We start from the raw sequence: 18,685 nt of genomic DNA, 5'->3' as shown, positions 1-18,685 counted from the left end.
GGGGTTCACCCCGCCGGCGCGCAGGCTGCGGGCGATCAGGTCCGCCCAGTTGTCCAGATCACGCCGGGTGTAGCCGACAACGGTCGGCCTGCCCGTGGTCCCGGAGGAGGCATGGATTCGGCTGACCTCGCCCCGGGGCACCGCGAACATACCGAACGGGTAGTTGGCACGGAGGTCGGCTTTGGTGGTGAAGGGGAACCGTGCGAGATCACCGAGCTCACGCAGATCGGAAGGGTGCACGCCGGCCGCGTCGAATGCGGCGCGGTAGTGCGGCACGTTGGTGTAGGCGTGGTGCAATGACCAGCGCATGCGCTCGAGTTGCAGGGACGCGATGCGATCCCGATCGGCGAACTCGATGGCGTCGGAGATGTTCTCAGGTGCGGGAGCGACGGCACTCATGTGCGGATCCTTCTGTGAATACGGTCAACGATCGAAGTCGACCGAGAGGGCCTCTGAGGTCGGATAGGTCTGGCAGGTGAGTACGAAGCCGGCAGCGACCTCGTCGTCTTCCAAGGCGTAGTTGCGGCGCATATCGGCCTCGCCGTCGCAGATCAGCGCGCGGCAGGTGCCACACACCCCGCCTTTGCAGGCGAAGGGCAGATCGGACCGGACCTGCTCGGCCGCGTCCAGGATGGTGCGATCGCGCGGCAGGTCGGCGGTCGTGGAGCGGCCGTCCAGAGTGATGGTGACACGGCTGGTGGGGCCGGTGACCTCTGCCTCCGGATGCCGGTCCGGCGGCGGAGGCGCGTCGCCGACGTAGAACAGTTCACGGTGGATGTGTGCCTTGTCCAGGCCGAGTTCCTCGAGAACATTCGACGCATCGGTGACCATTCCGAGCGGTCCGCACAGCCATGCGTGGTCGATCGCGTCGAGCGGAACCAGTTCGGTGACGATGCGGCGGATTCGCTCGGCGTCGAGCCGGCCGGAAAAAAGTTCCACATCGCGAGGTTCCCGCGACAGCGTGTGGATTACCGAAAGTCGTTCGCCGTAGCGGTCTTTGAGGTCGGCGATCTCGTCGGCGAACATCACCGAGCGGGTCCGCCGGTTACCGTAGAGCAAAGTGACATGTGCGGCTGGGTCGGCCAGGACCGAGGCGGTGATCGACAACAGCGGGGTGATACCCGATCCGGCCCCGATGAGTAGATGCCGTCCGGCGACCTCCGGGTCGGCGGCGAAAGTTCCCGCGGGCTCCTGCACCTCCACCTCATCACCGGGTGACGTGTCACGTACCAACCAGCTGGAGAACAGCCCGTCGGAGACTTCGCGTACTCCGACACGTGGTGGCTGTCCGGTCGGTGAGCAGATCGAATACGAGCGCCGGTGTTCGACGCCGTCGATCTCCCGGCGCACCGTGAGGAACTGTCCGGGCCGGAAGGCGAATCGCTCGCGCAGGGTTTCGGGAACGGCGAAGGTGACGGCCACGGCGTCGTCGCAGAGCCGCTCCACGGCCGAGATCGTCAGGGTGTGAAATCCCGTGGCTCGTTGCGCGGGCGCCGGGCGTTGCGTGGCGGTCGTCATGGTCAGATCTCCTTGAGGTGGTCGAACGGCTCGTGGCACGTGCGGCACCGGTAGATGGCCTTGCATGCGGTGGCTCCGAATTCGGAGACCCGCTGGGTGTCGGTGGAGTCGCAGCGCGGGCACGACACACGCCGCGGCGCCGGGCCGAGTGTGAGTGCGACCGGGCCGGGGCGCGGTGCGGGACCGGGCGGGGAGTATCCGTGTTCACGCAGTTTCCGACGGCCGTCCCCGGTGATCCAGTCGCTGCTCCACGCCGGGGCCAGCACGGTGTCGACGCGCACCCGCGAATAACCGTTGCGGTGCAACGTGTGCGCGATGTCCGCCCGGATCTCGGCCATCGCCGGACAACCGGAATAGGTCGGAGTGATCGCGACGACGACGGTGCCGTCGGATTCGCGGCGAACCTCGCGCAGCACACCGAGGTCGGCCAGTGTCAGCATCGGCATCTCGGGGTCCGGGACCGATGCCGCCAGTTCCCGGGCGGTCTCCACGGTACCCGCGGTCACCGTCACCACCGGCCTTCCGGATGAGCGCGGGCGACGCTCTGCATCTCATCGAGCAGGACAGACAGGTCCTGCAGATGTTCGCCGTTACGGCCCACAGCCAGCGCGGAGTAGGTCGCCGAGGTAGGAAGTGCCAGGTCGGCCGCTCCGAGAATGGTCGCCATGACGGTGTCGAAGTCCGCACGCAGTGTGGCCGGCTCGACCGCGATGCCCGTGCTGGTCAATGCCCGTTCGTATTCGGTGTCGGCGAACAACTCCGCGACATACGGCGCCAGTGCGGCCAGGCCGTTCGCCGTGCGCCTGCGGGACTCCTCGGTGCCGTTGCCGAGCACCACGACCCAGCGCGCGGCGTAGTCGCGGTGATAGGTGAGCTCCTTGAGCCCTTTGTGCGCGATCGCCGACAGTACCGGGTCCCGCGATTCGCGCAATCGGTCGAACAGCACGGTTCGCCAGGTGACGAAGATCAGCATTCGAGCGACGGTGTGTGCGAAGTCGCCATTGGCGATTTCGCACAGACGGACGTTGCGGTAGTCCGCGGGATCGCGGAAGAACGCGAGTGCATCCTCCGCCGGCACCGGGGAGGACGGCGAAATCGACGGCACCACAGTCGGATCGGCGGCCGCGGCACGTGCGTAGAGCAACCGGGCCTGTCCGATCAGGTCCAGTCCGATATTGGCGAGCGCGACCTCTTCCTCCAGTTCTGGTGCGTGCGTGCACCACTGGGTGAGCCGCTGGGCACTGACCAGAGCGTCGTCGGCCAGCATCAGGCAGTACGCGGCCAGGGCGGTACGGTCGACCCCATCGGGGACCGAGGTGTCGACGCCCGCCAGCGGGTCGTCGAAATCGCCTCCGAAGGCCCAGCGATCGTGGTCGTCGCCGTCGAGCAGCCCCGAGTAGGCGTTGTCGTGATCGATCATGGTGGTGGCCTCACATGTGTGGGACGTTGTCGGGGATGTCGTAGAAGGTCGGGTGGCGATAGACCTTGTCTCGATTGGGCGAGAAGAAGGGGTCCTTTTCGCTCGGGCTGGACGCGGCGATGGCGGCCGAGCGCACCACCCACAAACTCACGCCTTCGTTGCGCCGGGTGTAGAGGTCGCGAGCATGCCGCAGGGCCATCTCGTCGTCGGCGGCATGCAGTGAGCCGACGTGCACGTGGTTGAGTCCGCGCTTACCGCGTACGAATACCTCGTAGAGCGGCCAGTCGGCCCGGATGTTGTCGGTTGCCGGCATCATCGTGCTCCTTGTTCACGCTGTGCGAACGCGGTCGCGGCTTCGCGCACCCATGCGCCCTCGTCGTCGGCTGCGCGCCGCACCGCGATGCGTTCGTCGTTGCAGGGGCCGTCGCCGGAGATGACTCGGGCGAATTCGTCCCAGTCGGGGGTGCCGAAGTCGTGGTGTTCGCGTTCTTCGTTCCACGTCAGCTCGGGGTCGGGCAGGGTGACTCCCAGGGCTTGTGCCTGCGGGATCGACATGTCCACGAACCGCTGTCGCAGTTCGTCGTTGGTATGGCGTTTGATGCGCCATTGCATGGATTGCGCGGTGTTGGGCGACGCGTCGTCGGGCGGGCCGAACATCATCAGCGCGGGCCACCACCAGCGATTCACCGCGTCCTGCACCATCTCTCGCTGCTCGGGGGTGCCACGCATCATGGTCGTCAGGAGTTCGTAACCCTGTCGCTGGTGGAACGACTCTTCCTTGCAGACACGGACCATCGCGCGTGCGTAGGGGCCGAAGGAACTGCGGCACAACGGAACCTGATTGCAGATCGCGGCGCCGTCGACGAGCCAGCCGATCACGCCGACGTCGGCGAACGACAGGCTCGGGTAGTTGAAGATCGACGAGTACTTCTGCGCACCGGATATCAGTTTGGCGGTGAGGTCTCCGCGGTCGATTCCCAGTGTCTCGGCGGCGGAGTACAGGTAGAGCCCGTGGCCGGCCTCGTCCTGCACCTTGGCCATCAGGATCGCTTTGCGGCGCAGCGAGGGGGCCGAGGTGAGCCAGGCGCCTTCGGGCTGCATTCCGATGATCTCCGAGTGCGCGTGCTGCGCGATCTGGCGGATCAGGGAACGACGGTAGGCGTCGGGCATCCAGTCACGCGGTTCGATTCGCTGATCGGCGGCGACGATGTGGTCGAATTCGGACTGCAAATTGTCTGTCGAGGTCATGATCGGGTGTCCTTGCTCATCGACCCGTGAACACGGGCGCGGACTTGGCGAGGAATGCGGAGACCGCGGCGCGGTGGTCGTCGGTCGCACCGAGCTCCTCTTGGACGGTGCGCTCACGCTCGAGTGCACCGGGCAAATCGGGTGCCCCGTGCCGGACGAGGTCTTTGACCGCACGGAACGCGGCGGTCGGCCCCTCGGCCAGTCGCGCGGCCAGAGATCGTGCCGCGTCGTCGAGTTGGTCGGCCGGAACCCGGCGGTGCACCAAGCCCCAGTCCTCGGCCTGCTCGGCGCTGACCTTGTCGCCCAGCATCAGCAGGCCCATGGCGTGACTTGCGCCGAGGCTGCGAATCAGCGCGTGGCTGAGTCCCGAGTCGCTTGCGAGCCCGATACCGGTGAACGCGGTGGCGAAACTGGCGTTGTCGCCCGCGATGCGGATGTCGGCGGCCAGGGCGAGTCCGAACCCCGCGCCGACACACGCTCCGTTCACCGCCGCGACCACTGGTATCCGCAGTGCCGCAAGGGCTTCGATGAGCGGGTTGTAGTGTTCGGCGATCGTGCGCATCGCACTGTCGGCACCGTTGTCCAGAGCCTCGGCGTGCTCGGCGAGGTCTTGGCCGACACAGAAGTGCTTACCGCGGGCGCGCAGCAGCACCGCCCGAGCGGCCGGATCAGCGGCGACAGCCCGCACCGCGTCGAGCAGCGCCTGCTTGAGGTTGTTGTCGAGTGCGTTGGCTGCCTCGGGGCGGTCGAGGGTGACGGTGACGAGCCCGTTGTCGGACTCGACGATCACAGGGCCGGTGGTGCTGGTGCTCATCGTGCCTCCTTCGTGACGGTGTCCCAGGTGTAGAAGCCGCGTCCGGTTTTGCGGCCGAGTTCTCCACGAGAAACCTTCTCGCGCAACAGTTGTGGCGGCTCGAAACGCGGCCCCAGTTCCGTGGCCAGGTGTTCGGCGATGGCCAGGCGTACATCCAGGCCGACGAGGTCGGTAGAGCGCAGTGGGCCCGTCGCGTGCCGGTAGCCCAGTTCCATGGCTCGGTCGATCGCGCCGGCTTCGGCCACGCCGTCTTCGAGCATCCGGATGGCCTCCAGGCCCAGCGAGACGCCGAGGCGGCTGGTCGCGAATCCGGGATGGTCGTTGACGACGATGCCTTCCTTGCCGAGGGCGGCCACGACGTCGACCACCGCGGCGACGGTCGCATCGGCGGTCGCTTCGGAGCGAACGATCTCGACCAGGCTGGAAGCGGGTACCGGGTTGAAGAAGTGCATACCGATGAACCGCGCCGGATCGGCCAGCACCGCGCCGAGTTCACCGATCGCCAACGAACTCGTGTTGGTGGCGATCACCGCGTCAGCGCCGACGGCCTTCTCCACCGCGCCCAGGACCTCGGCCTTGAGTGCCGCGTTCTCCGGAACGGCTTCCACCACCAGTGCCGAATCGACGGGCAGATCGGCAACCTCGGCAATGACGTGAACCCGGGACAAAACTCGTTCGGGCGCGGTGCCGCCCAGTTTGCCTTTGGCTGCCGCGGTGTGCAGGCCCTTCGCGATGCGAGCGGTGGCGGCCTCGCGGTCGGCGGCCTCGACGACGGTCACGGCGCTGCCCAGGGTGGCGAACACCTGGGCGATTCCCGCACCCATCCGTCCGCCGCCGATGATGGTGACGCGTTCTGGTGTCCGGTGTGTCATCGGTTCCTCTTTTCCAGGAAGGCGGTCATCCGGTCGTACTTGTCGGTTGTTTCGAACAGCACCGCCTGTGCGAGGTCGTCGGCGAACGGGCGCGGGGCCGCGGCGTCGACGACGAGTTTGGTCAGTCGCAATGCCAGCGCGGAGCTGCCGGCGATCCGGTCGAGCAGTGCATGCCCGGCTCCGACGTGGTCACCGTCGACGATCTGCAGGACCAGGCCGCTGCGCAGCGCCGTGTCGGCGTCGATGCGTGCGCCCGCCAGCAGCACTTGTTTGGCCAGCGAGGCACCCACCAGCACCGGTAGCCGGTAGGCGGCTCCAGCTGCGGCCATGATGCCCAGTCCCGGCTCGGGATTGGCGAATTGCGTTGTCGGCGTGGCGATGCGGATGTCGCAGGCGTAGGCGAGTTCGGCACCGCCGCCGAAGGCGTAGCCGTTCACCACCGCCAGGGTCGGCAGCGGCAGCCGGGCGATCCGGTCGAAGAGGGTGCGGTTGATTCCGGCGAGCGCTTCGGCTCGGCGTCGATCACGAAGTTCGCCGATATCGGCGCCGCCGGCGAAGTGATCCCCGCGGCCGGTGAGCAGCAACAGCTTCGGCTCCTGCTCGAGTTGGTCACACACCTGGTGAAGTTCGGCGATCATGGCCGCGTCGATGGCATTGCGCTGCGCCGGCCTGTCGAGGGTGACGGTGACCCTGTCCTCGCGCTCGGCGACGTCGATGGTGTGGAATTCGCGTACGCCGGTCACGGCGCCTCCACCAGCAGCGAAACCCCTTGCCCCACACCGACACACAAGGTCGCCAGGCCTCGGGCGAGGTTGCCGCGCTCCATGCGGCCGAGCAGGGTCAGCAGAATGCGCGCCCCGGAACAGCCCAGTGGATGCCCGAGCGCGATGGCTCCACCGTCGGCGTTGACGATTTCCTCGTCCAGCTTCAGCTGCCGGATCACGCCGAGTGATTGCGCCGCGAACGCCTCGTTGAGTTCGACCGCCTCCAGATCACCGATCGACCAACCGGCCCGATCCAGAACCTTCCGGGTGGCCGGGACCGGCCCCAGTCCCATCACGTTCGGCGCGACACCGGCGTTGGCACTGCCGACGATGCGCGCCCGGACGGTCAGGCCGTGTTCGCGCACCGCGTCTTCACCGGCCAGCACCATGGCGGCCGCGCCGTCGGACAGTGGAGACGACGACCCCGCGGTGACGATTCCGTCCGCGCGAAAAGCCGGCCGCAATCGCGCCAGCCGTTCGGCGGTCGTGTCCGGGCGCGGGGTCTCATCGGCGGTGATCACCTCGCCTCCGGCCGTGACCGGGACGATCTCCCGATCGAAGTGTCCGGCTGCGACCGCGGCGGCGACACGCTGCTGGCTGCGGAGGGCGAACGCGTCGCTTTCCACCCGGGTGATGTTTTCGGCAGTCGCCACTTCCTCCGCCGTCTCCCCCATGGACAACGTCACCTTGCGGATGTCCGGCGCCTCGCCGAGCCGCCCGCGGTCGGCTTCGACGAACCGCGGATTGGTGAATCGCCATCCCAGCGCGGTGTCGGCGACTTCGCCGGGCTTGGCCCACGCGGTGGCGGGCTTGGCCGTCACCCACGGGGCGCGAGTCATCGACTCCACGCCGCCGGCCACGATCACATCGGCCTCGCCGGCACGGATCATCGCGGCGGCCGTGGCCACGGCGGTCAGGCCACTCGCGCACAGGCGATTCACTGTGAAGGCCGGGACCGCGTCGGGCAGCCCCGCCAGCAGTACCGCCATGCGTGCGACATTGCGGTTGTCCTCACCGGCCTGATTGGCGGCACCCAGGATCACTTCGTCGACAGCATCGGCCGGGACACCCGCGCGCCGCACCGCCTCCGCGACCACGACGCCGGCCAGATCATCCGGGCGTAGTTGCGCCAGTGCGCCGCCGTAGCGCCCCTGGGGGGTTCGCGCTCCCTCGACGAGGTACACGTTCTGCACGTCTCAACTCCGTTCGTCGGTAGCCAATTATTACCGAACATTCGGTCAGTAATCAACATCTCACGGGAAGATCTTCCGACCAGCCGGACGAACCTGAGAAGATCTGGGCCATGACTTCCGCACGCGCCACCCGCAGGCCCGGCCCCGGCCGCCCCGGCTACGACCTGGATTCACTGCTGTCGGTCGCAGTCAAGGTCTTCAACGAGAAGGGCTACGACGGCACCAGCATGGAAGTCCTGGCCAAGCGGCTCGGAATCACCAAATCCGCGATCTACCATCACGTGTCGGGCAAGGAAGAGCTCCTGGACCTGGCGCTGTCCAGGGCGCTCAACGCGCTGTTCGCGGCGACGACCGAACCGGGCGCCATGGCGGGGCCTTCGGTGTCACGCCTGGAATACCTGGTCCACCGCAGTGTTCAGATCCTCGTCGCCGAACTCCCCTATGTCACCCTGCTGCTCCGGGTGCGCGGCAACACCGCCGTGGAACGTCGGGCCCTGGCACGCCGGCGCGAGTTCGACGAGTTCGTCGCCACCCTCGCCGAGAATGCCGCCGCGGAAGGCGATCTACGCCCGGACATCGACCCGGCGCTGGTCAGCCGGCTTCTGTTCGGCGTGGTCAACTCCCTCATCGAGTGGTACCGCCCGCGCGGCGACACGAACCCCGACGCCCTCGCCGACGCGGTGGTGCGGATGACCTTCGACGGCCTGCGCACCACCTGATCCTCGCCACCTCCTTGACACCGCGCGCCGTGAGAGCGATGGTAATTACTGACCGAACGGACGGTTAAAGGAGACCTAGTGAGCAGAGTTCTGCACAGTTACGTGACAGGGAATTGGTACAGCGCCCCCGACGAGGGCACCCCGGTCCACAGCGCCGTCGATGGCAGCGAGATCGCGCGGATCTCCTCCTCCGGCCTGGACTACGCGGCGGCGGTGGACCATGCCCGATCGGTCGGTGGCCCCGCATTGGCGGCGCTGACCTTCCATGAACGCGCCGCCGCGTTGAAGAAGCTGGGACAGACCTTGCTCGCGGGCAAGGCCGAGTTCTACGAGTTGTCGCGCGCCACCGGGGCCACCGACCGCGACTCGGGCATCGACATCGACGGTGGCATCGGCACACTGCTCAGCTATGCCAGCCGTGCGCGGCGCGAGCTACCCAACGACACCATCGTGCTCGACGGCACCGTCGAACAACTCGGCAAGACCGGCACATTCCTGGGCCAGCACATCTACACCTCGCGACGCGGCGTCGCCGTGCAGATCAACGCGTTCAACTTCCCCGTCTGGGGCTTTCTGGAAAAGCTGGCACCGGCGTTCATCGCGGGGCTGCCCACCATCGTCAAACCGGCAGGCCAGACCGCGTACCTGACGGAGCTCGTGTTCCGCCGGATCATCGAATCGGGCCTGCTGCCCGAAGGATCGGTCCAGCTGGTGTGCGGCAGTGGACAGCCGCTGCTCGAACTTCTCGGCGGCCAGGATTCGATCCTGTTCACCGGTTCGGCCGACACCGCGAGGGTCCTGCGGACGCACCCGGCCGTCGTGGCGAACGGCGTCCGGTTCACCGCCGAGACCGACTCGCTCAACGCCTCCATCCTCGGCCCGGACGTCACCAACGGCTCAGTCGAATTCGAACTGTTCGTCAAACAGCTGGTGGTCGAGATGACCGCCAAGGCCGGACAGAAGTGCACCGCGATCCGGCGCGCATTCGTGCCCGCCGGACTGGTGGACGACGTGATCGAGGCCGCGACGGCCCGATTGTCCACGGTGACCACCGGCCCCGGCGCCACCGAGGGCATCGTCATGGGCGCACTGGTGAGCGTCGAGCAACGCGACGAGGTGCTGCAGGCGGTCCGCGCACTGACGAAGAGCTGCGATGTCGTCTTCGGGTCGACCGAACCACCCGCCGGTCCCGGCGCCTATCTTTCCCCGATCCTGTTGCGCTGCAACGACAATACGTCCGACGAACCGCACGAGATCGAAGCCTTCGGTCCCGTCGCGACGGTGATCGGCTACACCGACACCGCCGACGTCGTCGCCCTGGCGGCGCGGGGCCGGGGCAGTCTGGTCGCCTCGGTGGTCACCGGCGACACAGCGGTCGCACGCGACATCGTCGTCGGCCTCGCCCCGTATCACGGTCGCGTACTCGTCCTGGACACCGTCGACGCCAAGGAATCCACCGGCCACGGTTCACCACTGCCGGTACTGGTGCACGGTGGCCCGGGCCGCGCCGGTGGCGGCGAGGAGCTGGGCGGCATCCGTGCCGTTCTTCATCACATGCAGCGCACCGCCGTACAGGGCAGCCCGGAAGTACTCACCGCGGTCGGCAATCGCTGGGTCGCCGGTTCGGCCCGTACCGAGGATGCGATCCACCCGTTCCGCAAAAATCTCGCCGAACTCGCCCTCGGCGACACCATCGTCGGCGGGCCCCGCCGGGTAACCCTCGACGACATCGCCCACTTCGCCGACTTCACCGGCGACACGTTCTACGCGCACACCGATCCGGAAGCGGCAGCGGCCAATCCGCTGTTCGGCGGCATCGTCGCCCACGGCTATCTCGTCGTGTCGCTGGCAGCCGGACTGTTCGTCGACCCCGCCCCGGGCCCCGTCCTCGCCAACTTCGGTGTGGACAATCTTCGATTCCGCACACCCGTCAAGGCCGACGACGAACTCACCGTGACCCTGACGGCGAAGCAGATCACCCCGCGCGCCAACGCCGACTACGGCGAGGTCCGCTGGGACGCGACGGTGACCAACCAGTCCAGCGACCCGGTCGCCACCTATGACGTACTCACCCTGGTCGCGAAAGGCGAGGAGCACAACGCATGACCCACCGCATCGCCGTCTGCTACGGCGCACCCACCGACCCGGCCGCCTTCGATGACCACTACCGCAGTGTCCATATCCCGCTCACACTGAAAGTGCCGGGCCTGCAAGGGTTCACCTGGGCCAAGTGCACATCTCTCGACGGCTCCGCACCGCCGTACTACGCGGTCGCCCACCTCACCTTCGATACCGAGGAGGCGCTGACACAGGCCCTTGCCTCACCGCAGATGAAGGATGCCGGCCGGGATGTGCGCAACTTCGCCACCGGAACGGTGATCATGTACGTCGAACATCTCGAACAGATCTGAGTAGGCACACCGTGCGGGCCGTGTACTGCGGCCCGCACAGGCCCACTCGAGCACCCACCGGAGAATCGAATGACACTCCCCGACACCGCCGACTCAGGCCTGGCAGCCGCGATGTTCGAAGCCGACACCGCCTCCCGTGAACTCGGTATCCAGATCGTCGACCTCGGCATCGGACATGCGACCACCACGATGACCGTCACAGAAACCATGGTCAACGGACACGGGATCACCCACGGTGGCTACGTATTCCTGCTCGCCGACACCACCTTCGCGCTCGCCTGCAACAGCCACGGTCGGCCCGCGGTGGCGGCACGGGCCGATATCCGCTACCTGCGCCCGACCCACGGCGGTGAGGTCCTGACCGCACATGCCGTCGAACGAGCGCGGTTCGGACGCAATGGAATCTATGACGTCACCGTGTCCACCGCGGACGCAACAGTGATAGCGGAATTCCGGGGCGACAGCCGCACCACGGCAACGCGCTGAAAAAACAGCGTCGGAGCGGCGGGTCGACGGGGAGAATGACCGAAGACCCGCCGCGACCGTGCGCCGTCGGCGTCGGCGTCGGCGTCGGCGTCGGCGTCGGCGTCGGCGTCAAAGTCCTTCCGTACCAGCTTCTCCGCCGTGCCCGACCATGGCCTCGACCATCGATGCGAAGGCGGCCACACTCGCAGATCTGTCAGTTTTCCGCGCGCACATGAGGACTCGGTTCGGCGTCAGGTCACTGACCGTGACGAATCGAACGCCGGGATGGCTGTAGTAGACGGGAACGGACGCCGCGGTGATCGCGACACCCGTACCGGCGGCGACCAATTCCAGCATTTCCTCCACTGAGGCGATCGCCGGCGCACTCACGACTCACCTGCCCGACCGCAAGCGCGCTTTCGAGACCGTCGCGACACAGTGAAGCTGCGACTCTGGTGCCGCCACCTGGCCGCATCGCAATCGCCAGGCGCGCAGCACATCTCGACAAGTGTTCGGGGCGACAGGGGGCGAACAGCGTCATTCGGTGCGGATTCCGATCCATCGTCGCCGAAGCCGGCGGTCCCGGCCTTGATCCACCTGTCGCCTCGCGGAGTCCACCGCCGCCAGGGCAGCCCGAAGTCCCTGTCGCACACCGGTGATCGGGTCGGTCGCCTGCCGGACCGGCAGAACGCTCGAAGTCCCGGAGAATTTGCGTTCGGAGCAGGTTTCCGCGGCATCATCGGAGCCTCGGCGCAGCAGCCGGTTGGGCAGCGCAAGTTTCCAGACGGTGCGGTAGGCCAGCCAGAACTGGCCGGGCAGCGAGCCGGTCGTATAGGGCAGGTCGTACTTGTCGCACAGGGTGCGGACACGCGCGGCGATCTCGGGGTAACGGTTACTGGGCAGGTCAGGGAACAGGTGATGCTCGATCTGGTAGCAGAGGTTGCCGGTCAGGAAGGCCAGCATCGGGCCGGCGGTGAAGTTCGCGGTGCCCAGCAGTTGCCGCAGATACCACTCACCATGCGTCTCTCCCGCCACGTGCTCGGTGGTGAATTTCTCGGCGCCGTCGGGGAAGTGCCCACACATGATCACCAGATAGGACCAGATGTTGCGCAGTAACAGCGCGGTGGCGTTCGCCGTGAGAGTGTGCCGGAACGCCCGCCCGCTCAGGGCCGGGAACAGCAGGAAGTCCTTACCGACCTGTCGTGCGATTTTTCGCGCCAACTCGATATCCGGTTCCGCCCCGAGTCTGGTGCGGGGAATGCCCAGGAGTCGTCGTTCGAGCGCCACGTCGTGGACGGCGATACCCACTTCGAACAATGCGGCGACGAGAAGATTCGTCACCGGCTGCACGAGGTGGACCGGGCGCCATGGCTCGTCGCGGGTCATCCGAAGGACGGCGAACCCGAGGTCTGCGTCCATTCCGTGGACATTGGTGTAGGTGTGATGGACATGGTTGTGCGAGCGCTTCCACTGACTGGACGGGCCGACAAAGTCCCACTCCCACGTGGTGGAATGGATTTCGGGATCGTTCATCCAATCCCACTGGCCGTGACTGATGTTGTGACCGAGTTCCATCATCTCGATGATCTTGGCGGTCGCCAAGATCACGGTCCCCGCGATCCGCGGCGCTCGATATCGGCTGGCGCACAACAGCACACGTGCAACCACTTCGAGGCCGCGGTGGATCCTGATGGCGCGCCGAATATAGTCCGCGTCTCGTTGCCCGAGCGAGTGTTCGACATCTGTGCGAATCTCGTCGAGTTCATGACCGAGCGCCTCGATGTCGGCAGCGGCGAGGTGCGCGAACGACTGGATATCCGTGATGGCCAACAACATTCCTATCTATCTCGCCGGAGGTGACCGGCAACTCTGATCCGGAAATCGCGCATCCGGGTATCGGCGATATCCAGCGAATCTGCATATGCGGCATGCCAGGGCCCGGAACCGCGCCGGACTCGGACCGGTTGCCACTCCGGTCGCACCGCGAATCGGCCTGGCATCCCTCGCCGTTCTCGCCGGCAACAACAGGTTTCGAGGGCGCACCCGGAATCTCGGGAGTCGATCACGGCGGCGGTGTCATACGCCGAGGAACGGCAGCGCCACCGCCAGGAAACCGTCCGGGTCGGAGGAAAACGCCACATGCCCGGTGTCCAGCTCGGCGATCGATCCCAGCGCTTCGGGCAGGAACTCTCGGCGAACGATCGGGTCCTGCCGCCCCCACACCACCAGGGTGGGAGCGGTGATCTCGCCGGCGCTGAGATCGTAGTCCGCGGCAGCGAATCCCCGCCAGATTCCCGCGGCTACCCGAGCGCCTTCAGATGTCTTGGCACGAGCCACGGCACGCGCTTGGATCTGCCGGTCGGAGTCGGTGCGTGAACGCATGTAGGCCGGCACCATTCGCGGCATCACCAGCCGGGCCACAGCGGGACGCCCGATGGTGCGCGATACCGCTCGCACGAACCATGGCACCGAGACGAATCCGCCCGGATTCACCAATATCAGGTGGGTGACAGCATCCGGCCGCCTCACCGCCAGACGGCCGGCGGCGAACGCGCCGACGGAATTACCGATGTAGGCGGCACTCGACAAGCCCAACGCGTCCACGACGTCTTCGAGCACATCCGCGAGCTCCGTCACCGACGGCCGCACCGGATCGGACAGGCCGTGGCCCGGCCAATCGATGGCGATGACGCGGAAGTGCGTGGCCAGCCGGTCGGCGATCGGATCGAAGTCGTGATGGTCGTGCAGGGTGGCGTGCAGCAGGACGAGCGGAGGGCCCGCGCCACATTCGGCCACGTGGACCAGTCCGGCGCGGGTGCCGATCATCGCTGGTTCACTCATGCCATCCTCCATTCGTTGACCGTCCGGTCGGTCACCGATGCTAAGCTAAGGTCACACTGCACCGCAAGGATGAGATTCCGAGGAGGAAGTGACGTGTCGATCCGAGTCGAGGCGGCCGCGCGTACGCGGGCCGCTCTGGTCGATGCTGGGTTGCGGCTGGCCGACCACTTCAGCCTCGCCGAGCTCAGCGCCAACCGGGTCGTGGCCGAGGCCGGAGTGTCCAAAGGGACGTTCTTCCACCACTTTCCGAGCCGAGTTCAGTACCTGCTCGCACTGCACGCCGGGTTCCATGACCGTGTGGACGCCGAGATAACCACCGCCATCGCCGACCTGCCGCCAGGACAGGAACGGCTACGTGTGGCTCAGCGGGCCTACCTGGACAGTTGCCTGCGCAATCGCGGCGCACGCGCGCTACTCCTCGAGGCGCGCGCCGAGCGGACCATCACCGATCAGATCAGCGCCCGCAACGAGACACTCGCCCATGTCGCGGCACAGGACTTTCGCGCCATGGGCTGGTCACACCCCGTCGAATCGGCGCGTCTGTGGATCGGAGTGGTCGTCGAGGCCGCCCTGCTCGAACTCGACGACGCGGCAGCGAGTCCCGGAGTCCGCGCAGCTTTGGAGCAGTACGTGACGTCGAAGTGAACCGTCGGCTCGGATGAAAATCGTTGGTACGCCTGAGGTCTGCCCCTTCATCGCGCACCTTCACCAGCTTGATCGCCCCGTCGACAACTCCGTCGGTCGACAGGAAGTATTGGGCGACAGTCTTTTCAGCCATCCGGAGGCGAGACGACCCATTGCGCCGGGTCGCCTCGTGTGGCAAGGGGGCTCTTGTCGTCGATCAGTGCGCGGCGGGCTCGTCTTGTTCTGCTACGGAGCAGAATTCGACGAGTGCCGGGGGAAGCGAGTGGCGCTCCACCACATCGGCGGCCTTCGCAATCGGCAGAGGGCATGTCGGCGAAGTGGCGCCACGCCGTCGAGTGTGCGCACCATCCGGAATTCCACGAGATCCTCCCCGATGGCCCCGCCCAAGCTGCACCACCCGCATCCGACCGTGAAACCATTGCACGGCAACGTCGAAACCCGGCTCGCCCGCCTCGGCGAAGGCCGCGTCGACCTATTCATCGCAGCGGTATCCGGGCTCGGCCGCATCGGCAACCGGTCGTGCAGACGTGAACCGCGCTCAGGTCGCCAGGCGGGTTCACGCAGCCGGTTGCGCCCAGCAGTTCCAGCTGCACACCGGAGGGTGCGCTATCGGGCGTCGGGGACGAACAGGTCGAGGTGCGAGCAGGTCTGGCAGCGGTATGCCTCGACCGGGAAATGAGGTCCCAACAAGGCTTTGAGCTTGGCGAAGTACGAGCCCGCATTCGTGGCCGGAAACCAGTCGACGACAACGCCGTTGCCGATCGCGAACAATCCCCGCGCGAGATCGGTACCGCCGCAGTGGGTACAGCGCCGTTCGGTCACACCGATCGGTCCGCGACGCACGGCTCCTGCTCCCGGCCTCCGCCTGGCGCTGCCGATGGATCGGTGATCCGATACGGTCGTCTGCTTCGATCTGGCACACACGAATCATGCCATTGCCGATCGCGCGTCGCGAGTGCGATCTCCGGCGTCAGGAGGACGGTCCGCTACGCGCTGTGACGTCACCGAGACGGGTGCGTTTCCCACGCAGGGAGATTCCCGCGGTGAAGTGACTCGAATGGATGGCATGATGATCTGCATGACCTCACGTCGAAAGGCTGATGCCGCGTAAGCGGCCCGGCGCCCTGCGCGCCCTGCAGACGATCAAGCGTCCCGTCTCCGGTGAACTGCCCAGACATATCCGTGGCCTGTCTCTGCGCACCGTTCTCGCGGTGCACCGTGCCGAACTGCTGAGCCAGGATTATCCACTCTACCCAGGGGCCACCGACGCGGCTCTGCGCAGGTTTCGAAAGTTCCTCGAGCCCGCGGGATCTCGGCCCTTGTACCCACGAGCTGCGCGATGTCCCTGCCCGCCGTGCGCCATCGACGATGTGCGGCACGCCCGCGACGTTCTGCACACGGTCCTGGGCCTGCTTCCCGTCAGGGAACGAGCCGAACTCAGGAGACTGATACGCCCACTGGACAGCCTGTATCGGCGCCGCACCCTGCCGAACCCCTTTGCCGATCACAGGCACTGGCATCACGAGTTCTGGTGGCACCGCCGCCTGCTCGAAGGCACAGAAGCCTGACGACGTCGCGCTCCTGGACGGGCCGATCGGCGGCGCCCGCACAGTGCGCGTCTCCCCGACGGTCGGGGCAATAAGAGCGAGGCACGGCACCGCACCCTATCGGTCACCAGTGGGGAATGGCTTGGGCGGCAGTATGTTCGAGCAGGTGCGCCGCGCTTGAAGCCGCACGTGTGGATCACAGCCCAGAGCTCCAGGAAGAAGGCGCCACCGTGCCAACCTCACTGTCCGATTCCGCAAACCTTCAGCGCGCGATGAGCACTCGCCAGATGACCATGATCGGGATCGGCGGTGTGATCGGAGCCGGCCTGTTCGTCGGTAGCGGCACAGCGATTTCCGCTGCCGGTCCGGGGATCGTGCTGGTCTATCTCGGCACGGGGCTGGTCGTCGTACTCGTGATGCGGATGCTCGCCGAACTGGCCACCGCCCACCCCTCGACCGGCTCGTTCTCCACCTATGCTTCGCGCGAATTCGGTTCGTGGGCAGGGCTTGCCGTGGGATGGCTCTACGCCTACCACTGGTGTGTCACCGTCGCGTTCGAGGCGATCGCCGGTGCGGCCATCGCCCATCAGCTCGCCCCCGCGATTCCCACCTGGCTGGCCGCACTGGTCTTCATGACCGCGCTGACTCTGGTGAATATGGCCGCGGTCACCTTGTTCGCGCGCTTCGAGTTCTGGTTCGCGCTGATCAAGGTCACCGCGATCGTGCTGTTCATCGGTATCGGCGGTGTGGCGATCATCGGGCTGCTACCACACCACCACGCCCCCGGCACCAGCAATCTCCTCGGGCACGGTGGCCTGTTCCCCCACGGCGCGACGGCCTTGCTCATCGCCGCCCTGACCGTATTCTTCTCCTATTTCGGCACCGAGCTGGTCACCATCGCCGCGGGCGAGGCCAAGGATCCCGTCCGGGCGGTCCGGCAGAGCATTCGCAGCGTCACGTGGCGCATTCTGATCTTCTACGTGGGTTCGATCCTGGTCGTGATCACCCTGCTCCCATGGAATGCCAACGAGGTGACCGCGAGCCCCTACACCGCCGTTCTGACCGCACTCGGACTGCCCGGCGCTCGGACCGTCATGAACCTGGTCGTGCTGACCGCGGTGCTCTCGTGCTTGAACTCCGGCATCTATTCCTCCTCGCGGATGCTCTTCTCGCTCGCCCGACGCGGGGAGGCGCCGAAGATACTCGGCCGCGCGGGATCATCCGAGGCACCCGTGGCAGCGGTTCTCGCGGCCGCGAGCGGCGGGTTCCTCACGGTCGGCGCGAACTATTTCCTCCCCACCGGCGCGGTGTTCACATTCCTGCTCAATTCTTCCGGCGCGGTGGCCGTCGTCGTCTACCTGTGTATCTGCGCGACCCAAATTGCCTCGCGCCGTAACGAGAACCCGGCGGCCCGGCCCGCGAACACGGTCCGCATGTGGTGTCACCCATATCTGTCGTACCTGGTGGGCGTTGCGCTGGTGACCATCGTGGCCGGGATGGCGCTGACTTCCGCGACGCGAAACTCCCTGGCCGTGACCATTGTTGTGACGATCGTGGCGGTCGGCGCCGGCCTGATCCACCAGCGACGCACACTCGACCACCGCCATTGCGTCCGATGCGCATGACGGGACCTGTTCGACGAACGTCTCGGCCGAGCCGACATCGTCCGAGTGAGGGCCTTCGACGACACCGTGCGACCAGCATCCGGGCCGAGCCTCGGTTCGGCGGATCTGTCGGTCCGGCTCGATAGCATGCAGCGCATGTCCATCAAATTCGAGAACGTCGGCATTGCCGTTCGCGACCTCGAAGCAACCATCGCCTTTTTCACCGATCTCGGTCTCACGGTCGAAGGCCGTGCCACGGTCAGTGGGGAATGGACCGATACGGCCGTCGGCCTCGATGGCAACCACGCCAATATCGCCATGCTCCGCACACCCGATGGTCACGGCCGAATCGAACTCTTCGAGTACATCCACCCCGAAGCGATCGAGTCCGAACCCACCCTGCCCAACGAGATCGGCATGCATCGCGTCGCCTTCTCGGTCGACAACATCGACGAGGCGCTCGAGACGGCCGCGAGGCACGGCTGCCGTCCGCTTCGCGGCGTCGCGACGTATGAAGACGTCTACAAACTCACCTACGTCCGCGGTCCGAGCGGCATCATCGTGATGTTCGCCGAGGAGCTGACGAAGAACTGACGGTGATCGGTAGGTGAGGAAGCCGCAGAA

General features: G+C 66.6%; 22 protein-coding genes and 1 pseudogene. 9 read left to right on the top strand and 14 right to left on the bottom strand.

Annotated features, from left to right (window positions below; all coding sequences use genetic code 11):
* The 10 genes and pseudogenes from AB0L57_RS29460 to AB0L57_RS29415 all read right to left on the bottom strand — a co-directional run.
* Positions 1 to 399, bottom strand: a pseudogene (locus AB0L57_RS29460) (phenylacetate--CoA ligase); the annotation flags it as partial.
* 24 nt (positions 400 to 423) lie between these two features.
* Positions 424 to 1,518: a 1,2-phenylacetyl-CoA epoxidase subunit PaaE gene (gene paaE / locus AB0L57_RS29455; protein WP_364968975.1), complete on the bottom strand. Its 1,095-nt coding sequence runs from the start codon at positions 1,516 to 1,518 to the stop codon at positions 424 to 426.
* Between the two features lie 2 nt (positions 1,519 to 1,520).
* Entirely contained in the window at positions 1,521 to 2,033 is a 513-nt protein-coding gene (paaD, locus tag AB0L57_RS29450; RefSeq protein WP_364968972.1) for a 1,2-phenylacetyl-CoA epoxidase subunit PaaD, read from the bottom strand.
* Positions 2,027 to 2,938 carry a 1,2-phenylacetyl-CoA epoxidase subunit PaaC gene (gene paaC, locus AB0L57_RS29445; RefSeq protein ID WP_364968969.1) on the bottom strand — a complete coding sequence of 304 codons (912 nt, stop codon included), beginning with the start codon at positions 2,936 to 2,938 and terminating at the stop codon, positions 2,027 to 2,029. Before paaC ends, paaD begins: the two co-directional genes overlap by 7 nt.
* A gap of 10 nt (positions 2,939 to 2,948) precedes the next feature.
* Positions 2,949 to 3,251: a 1,2-phenylacetyl-CoA epoxidase subunit PaaB gene (gene paaB / locus AB0L57_RS29440; RefSeq protein ID WP_364968966.1), complete on the bottom strand. Its 303-nt coding sequence runs from the start codon at positions 3,249 to 3,251 to the stop codon at positions 2,949 to 2,951.
* Entirely contained in the window at positions 3,251 to 4,186 is a 936-nt protein-coding gene (paaA, locus tag AB0L57_RS29435) for a 1,2-phenylacetyl-CoA epoxidase subunit PaaA (RefSeq protein WP_364968964.1), read from the bottom strand. The genes paaB and paaA overlap by 1 nt, the downstream gene beginning before the upstream one ends.
* 16 nt (positions 4,187 to 4,202) lie before the next feature.
* Positions 4,203 to 5,000, bottom strand: coding sequence for an enoyl-CoA hydratase-related protein (locus AB0L57_RS29430; RefSeq protein ID WP_364968961.1), 798 nt, complete (start codon positions 4,998 to 5,000; stop codon positions 4,203 to 4,205).
* On the bottom strand, positions 4,997 to 5,872 hold the full coding sequence (locus tag AB0L57_RS29425; protein ID WP_364968958.1) for a 3-hydroxyacyl-CoA dehydrogenase family protein: 876 nt from the start codon (positions 5,870 to 5,872) through the stop codon (positions 4,997 to 4,999). Before AB0L57_RS29425 ends, AB0L57_RS29430 begins: the two co-directional genes overlap by 4 nt.
* Positions 5,869 to 6,615, bottom strand: coding sequence for an enoyl-CoA hydratase/isomerase family protein (locus tag AB0L57_RS29420; protein WP_364968956.1), 747 nt, complete (start codon positions 6,613 to 6,615; stop codon positions 5,869 to 5,871). Before AB0L57_RS29420 ends, AB0L57_RS29425 begins: the two co-directional genes overlap by 4 nt.
* Complete coding sequence (locus AB0L57_RS29415) at positions 6,612 to 7,829, bottom strand: thiolase family protein (RefSeq protein WP_364968953.1); 1,218 nt, start codon at positions 7,827 to 7,829, stop codon at positions 6,612 to 6,614. The genes AB0L57_RS29420 and AB0L57_RS29415 overlap by 4 nt, the downstream gene beginning before the upstream one ends.
* A gap of 110 nt (positions 7,830 to 7,939) precedes the next feature.
* Here AB0L57_RS29415 and AB0L57_RS29410 point away from each other — a divergent pair, with 110 nt between their 5' ends.
* The 4 genes from AB0L57_RS29410 to paaI all read left to right on the top strand — a co-directional run bounded on the left by AB0L57_RS29410 (position 7,940) and on the right by paaI (position 11,445).
* Complete coding sequence (locus tag AB0L57_RS29410) at positions 7,940 to 8,548, top strand: TetR/AcrR family transcriptional regulator (RefSeq protein WP_364968951.1); 609 nt, start codon at positions 7,940 to 7,942, stop codon at positions 8,546 to 8,548.
* 78 nt (positions 8,549 to 8,626) lie between these two features.
* The gene (paaZ, locus tag AB0L57_RS29405) at positions 8,627 to 10,654 is read left to right on the top strand and encodes a phenylacetic acid degradation bifunctional protein PaaZ (protein WP_364968948.1); all 2,028 of its coding nucleotides are present in this window, start codon (positions 8,627 to 8,629) and stop codon (positions 10,652 to 10,654) included.
* On the top strand, positions 10,651 to 10,959 hold the full coding sequence (locus AB0L57_RS29400; RefSeq protein WP_364968945.1) for an EthD family reductase: 309 nt from the start codon (positions 10,651 to 10,653) through the stop codon (positions 10,957 to 10,959). Before paaZ ends, AB0L57_RS29400 begins: the two co-directional genes overlap by 4 nt.
* 69 nt (positions 10,960 to 11,028) lie before the next feature.
* Positions 11,029 to 11,445: a hydroxyphenylacetyl-CoA thioesterase PaaI gene (paaI, locus tag AB0L57_RS29395; protein ID WP_364968942.1), complete on the top strand. Its 417-nt coding sequence runs from the start codon at positions 11,029 to 11,031 to the stop codon at positions 11,443 to 11,445.
* 108 nt (positions 11,446 to 11,553) lie between these two features.
* On the opposite strand, the gene AB0L57_RS29390 is transcribed toward paaI, so the two are convergent.
* The 3 genes from AB0L57_RS29390 to AB0L57_RS29380 form a co-directional block, all read right to left on the bottom strand.
* Positions 11,554 to 11,814, bottom strand: coding sequence for a hypothetical protein (locus AB0L57_RS29390; protein WP_364968940.1), 261 nt, complete (start codon positions 11,812 to 11,814; stop codon positions 11,554 to 11,556).
* 147 nt (positions 11,815 to 11,961) lie between these two features.
* On the bottom strand, positions 11,962 to 13,254 hold the full coding sequence (locus tag AB0L57_RS29385; protein ID WP_364968937.1) for an acyl-CoA desaturase: 1,293 nt from the start codon (positions 13,252 to 13,254) through the stop codon (positions 11,962 to 11,964).
* 246 nt (positions 13,255 to 13,500) lie between these two features.
* A complete protein-coding gene (locus tag AB0L57_RS29380; RefSeq protein ID WP_364968934.1) occupies positions 13,501 to 14,265 on the bottom strand; it encodes an alpha/beta hydrolase in 765 nt (254 codons plus the stop codon).
* Between the two features lie 93 nt (positions 14,266 to 14,358).
* Between AB0L57_RS29380 and AB0L57_RS29375 the strand changes: the two genes are divergently transcribed.
* On the top strand, positions 14,359 to 14,910 hold the full coding sequence (locus AB0L57_RS29375) for a TetR/AcrR family transcriptional regulator (protein WP_364968932.1): 552 nt from the start codon (positions 14,359 to 14,361) through the stop codon (positions 14,908 to 14,910).
* A gap of 13 nt (positions 14,911 to 14,923) precedes the next feature.
* Positions 14,924 to 15,589 (top strand): hypothetical protein, encoded by a 666-nt coding sequence (locus tag AB0L57_RS29370; RefSeq protein ID WP_364968930.1) that lies wholly within the window; start codon positions 14,924 to 14,926, stop codon positions 15,587 to 15,589.
* Here AB0L57_RS29370 and AB0L57_RS29365 read toward each other — a convergent pair.
* Positions 15,517 to 15,732, bottom strand: a complete 216-nt coding sequence (locus tag AB0L57_RS29365) for a hypothetical protein (RefSeq protein WP_364968999.1) — start codon at positions 15,730 to 15,732, stop codon at positions 15,517 to 15,519. The two genes, AB0L57_RS29370 and AB0L57_RS29365, sit on opposite strands and share 73 nt — an antisense overlap.
* A 278-nt stretch (positions 15,733 to 16,010) precedes the next feature.
* Between AB0L57_RS29365 and AB0L57_RS29360 the strand changes: the two genes are divergently transcribed.
* From AB0L57_RS29360 to AB0L57_RS29350, 3 genes are all read left to right on the top strand, one after another.
* On the top strand, positions 16,011 to 16,478 hold the full coding sequence (locus AB0L57_RS29360; protein ID WP_364968927.1) for a hypothetical protein: 468 nt from the start codon (positions 16,011 to 16,013) through the stop codon (positions 16,476 to 16,478).
* Positions 16,479 to 16,729: 251 nt separating this feature from the next.
* The gene (locus tag AB0L57_RS29355) at positions 16,730 to 18,082 is read left to right on the top strand and encodes an amino acid permease (protein ID WP_364968925.1); all 1,353 of its coding nucleotides are present in this window, start codon (positions 16,730 to 16,732) and stop codon (positions 18,080 to 18,082) included.
* 135 nt (positions 18,083 to 18,217) lie between these two features.
* On the top strand, positions 18,218 to 18,655 hold the full coding sequence (locus AB0L57_RS29350) for a VOC family protein (protein WP_364968995.1): 438 nt from the start codon (positions 18,218 to 18,220) through the stop codon (positions 18,653 to 18,655).
* Positions 18,656 to 18,685 lie beyond the last annotated feature (30 nt).

The organism is Nocardia sp. NPDC052254 (genome assembly GCF_040679495.1).
GTDB lineage: Bacteria > Actinomycetota > Actinomycetes > Mycobacteriales > Mycobacteriaceae > Nocardia.
Note: the sequence above shows the minus strand (reverse complement) of the source record. Positions and strands in the feature narration are given on the sequence as shown.

Excerpts from the sequence above, each read along its gene's own strand:
- paaI (WP_364968942.1), top strand. The coding sequence starts at position 11,029 with ATGACACTCCCCGACACCGCCGACTCAGGCCTGGCAGCCGCGATGTTC.
- AB0L57_RS29410 (WP_364968951.1), top strand. The coding sequence starts at position 7,940 with ATGACTTCCGCACGCGCCACCCGCAGGCCCGGCCCCGGCCGCCCCGGC.
- AB0L57_RS29370 (WP_364968930.1), top strand. The coding sequence starts at position 14,924 with ATGAAAATCGTTGGTACGCCTGAGGTCTGCCCCTTCATCGCGCACCTT.
- AB0L57_RS29360 (WP_364968927.1), top strand. The coding sequence starts at position 16,011 with ATGCCGCGTAAGCGGCCCGGCGCCCTGCGCGCCCTGCAGACGATCAAG.
- AB0L57_RS29400 (WP_364968945.1), top strand. The coding sequence starts at position 10,651 with ATGACCCACCGCATCGCCGTCTGCTACGGCGCACCCACCGACCCGGCC.
- AB0L57_RS29430 (WP_364968961.1), bottom strand. The coding sequence starts at position 5,000 with ATGAGCACCAGCACCACCGGCCCTGTGATCGTCGAGTCCGACAACGGG.
- paaE (WP_364968975.1), bottom strand. The coding sequence starts at position 1,518 with ATGACGACCGCCACGCAACGCCCGGCGCCCGCGCAACGAGCCACGGGA.
- paaA (WP_364968964.1), bottom strand. The coding sequence starts at position 4,186 with ATGACCTCGACAGACAATTTGCAGTCCGAATTCGACCACATCGTCGCC.
- paaC (WP_364968969.1), bottom strand. The coding sequence starts at position 2,938 with ATGATCGATCACGACAACGCCTACTCGGGGCTGCTCGACGGCGACGAC.
- AB0L57_RS29350 (WP_364968995.1), top strand. The coding sequence starts at position 18,218 with ATGTCCATCAAATTCGAGAACGTCGGCATTGCCGTTCGCGACCTCGAA.
- AB0L57_RS29380 (WP_364968934.1), bottom strand. The coding sequence starts at position 14,265 with ATGAGTGAACCAGCGATGATCGGCACCCGCGCCGGACTGGTCCACGTG.
- paaB (WP_364968966.1), bottom strand. The coding sequence starts at position 3,251 with ATGCCGGCAACCGACAACATCCGGGCCGACTGGCCGCTCTACGAGGTA.
- AB0L57_RS29355 (WP_364968925.1), top strand. The coding sequence starts at position 16,730 with ATGAGCACTCGCCAGATGACCATGATCGGGATCGGCGGTGTGATCGGA.
- AB0L57_RS29425 (WP_364968958.1), bottom strand. The coding sequence starts at position 5,872 with ATGACACACCGGACACCAGAACGCGTCACCATCATCGGCGGCGGACGG.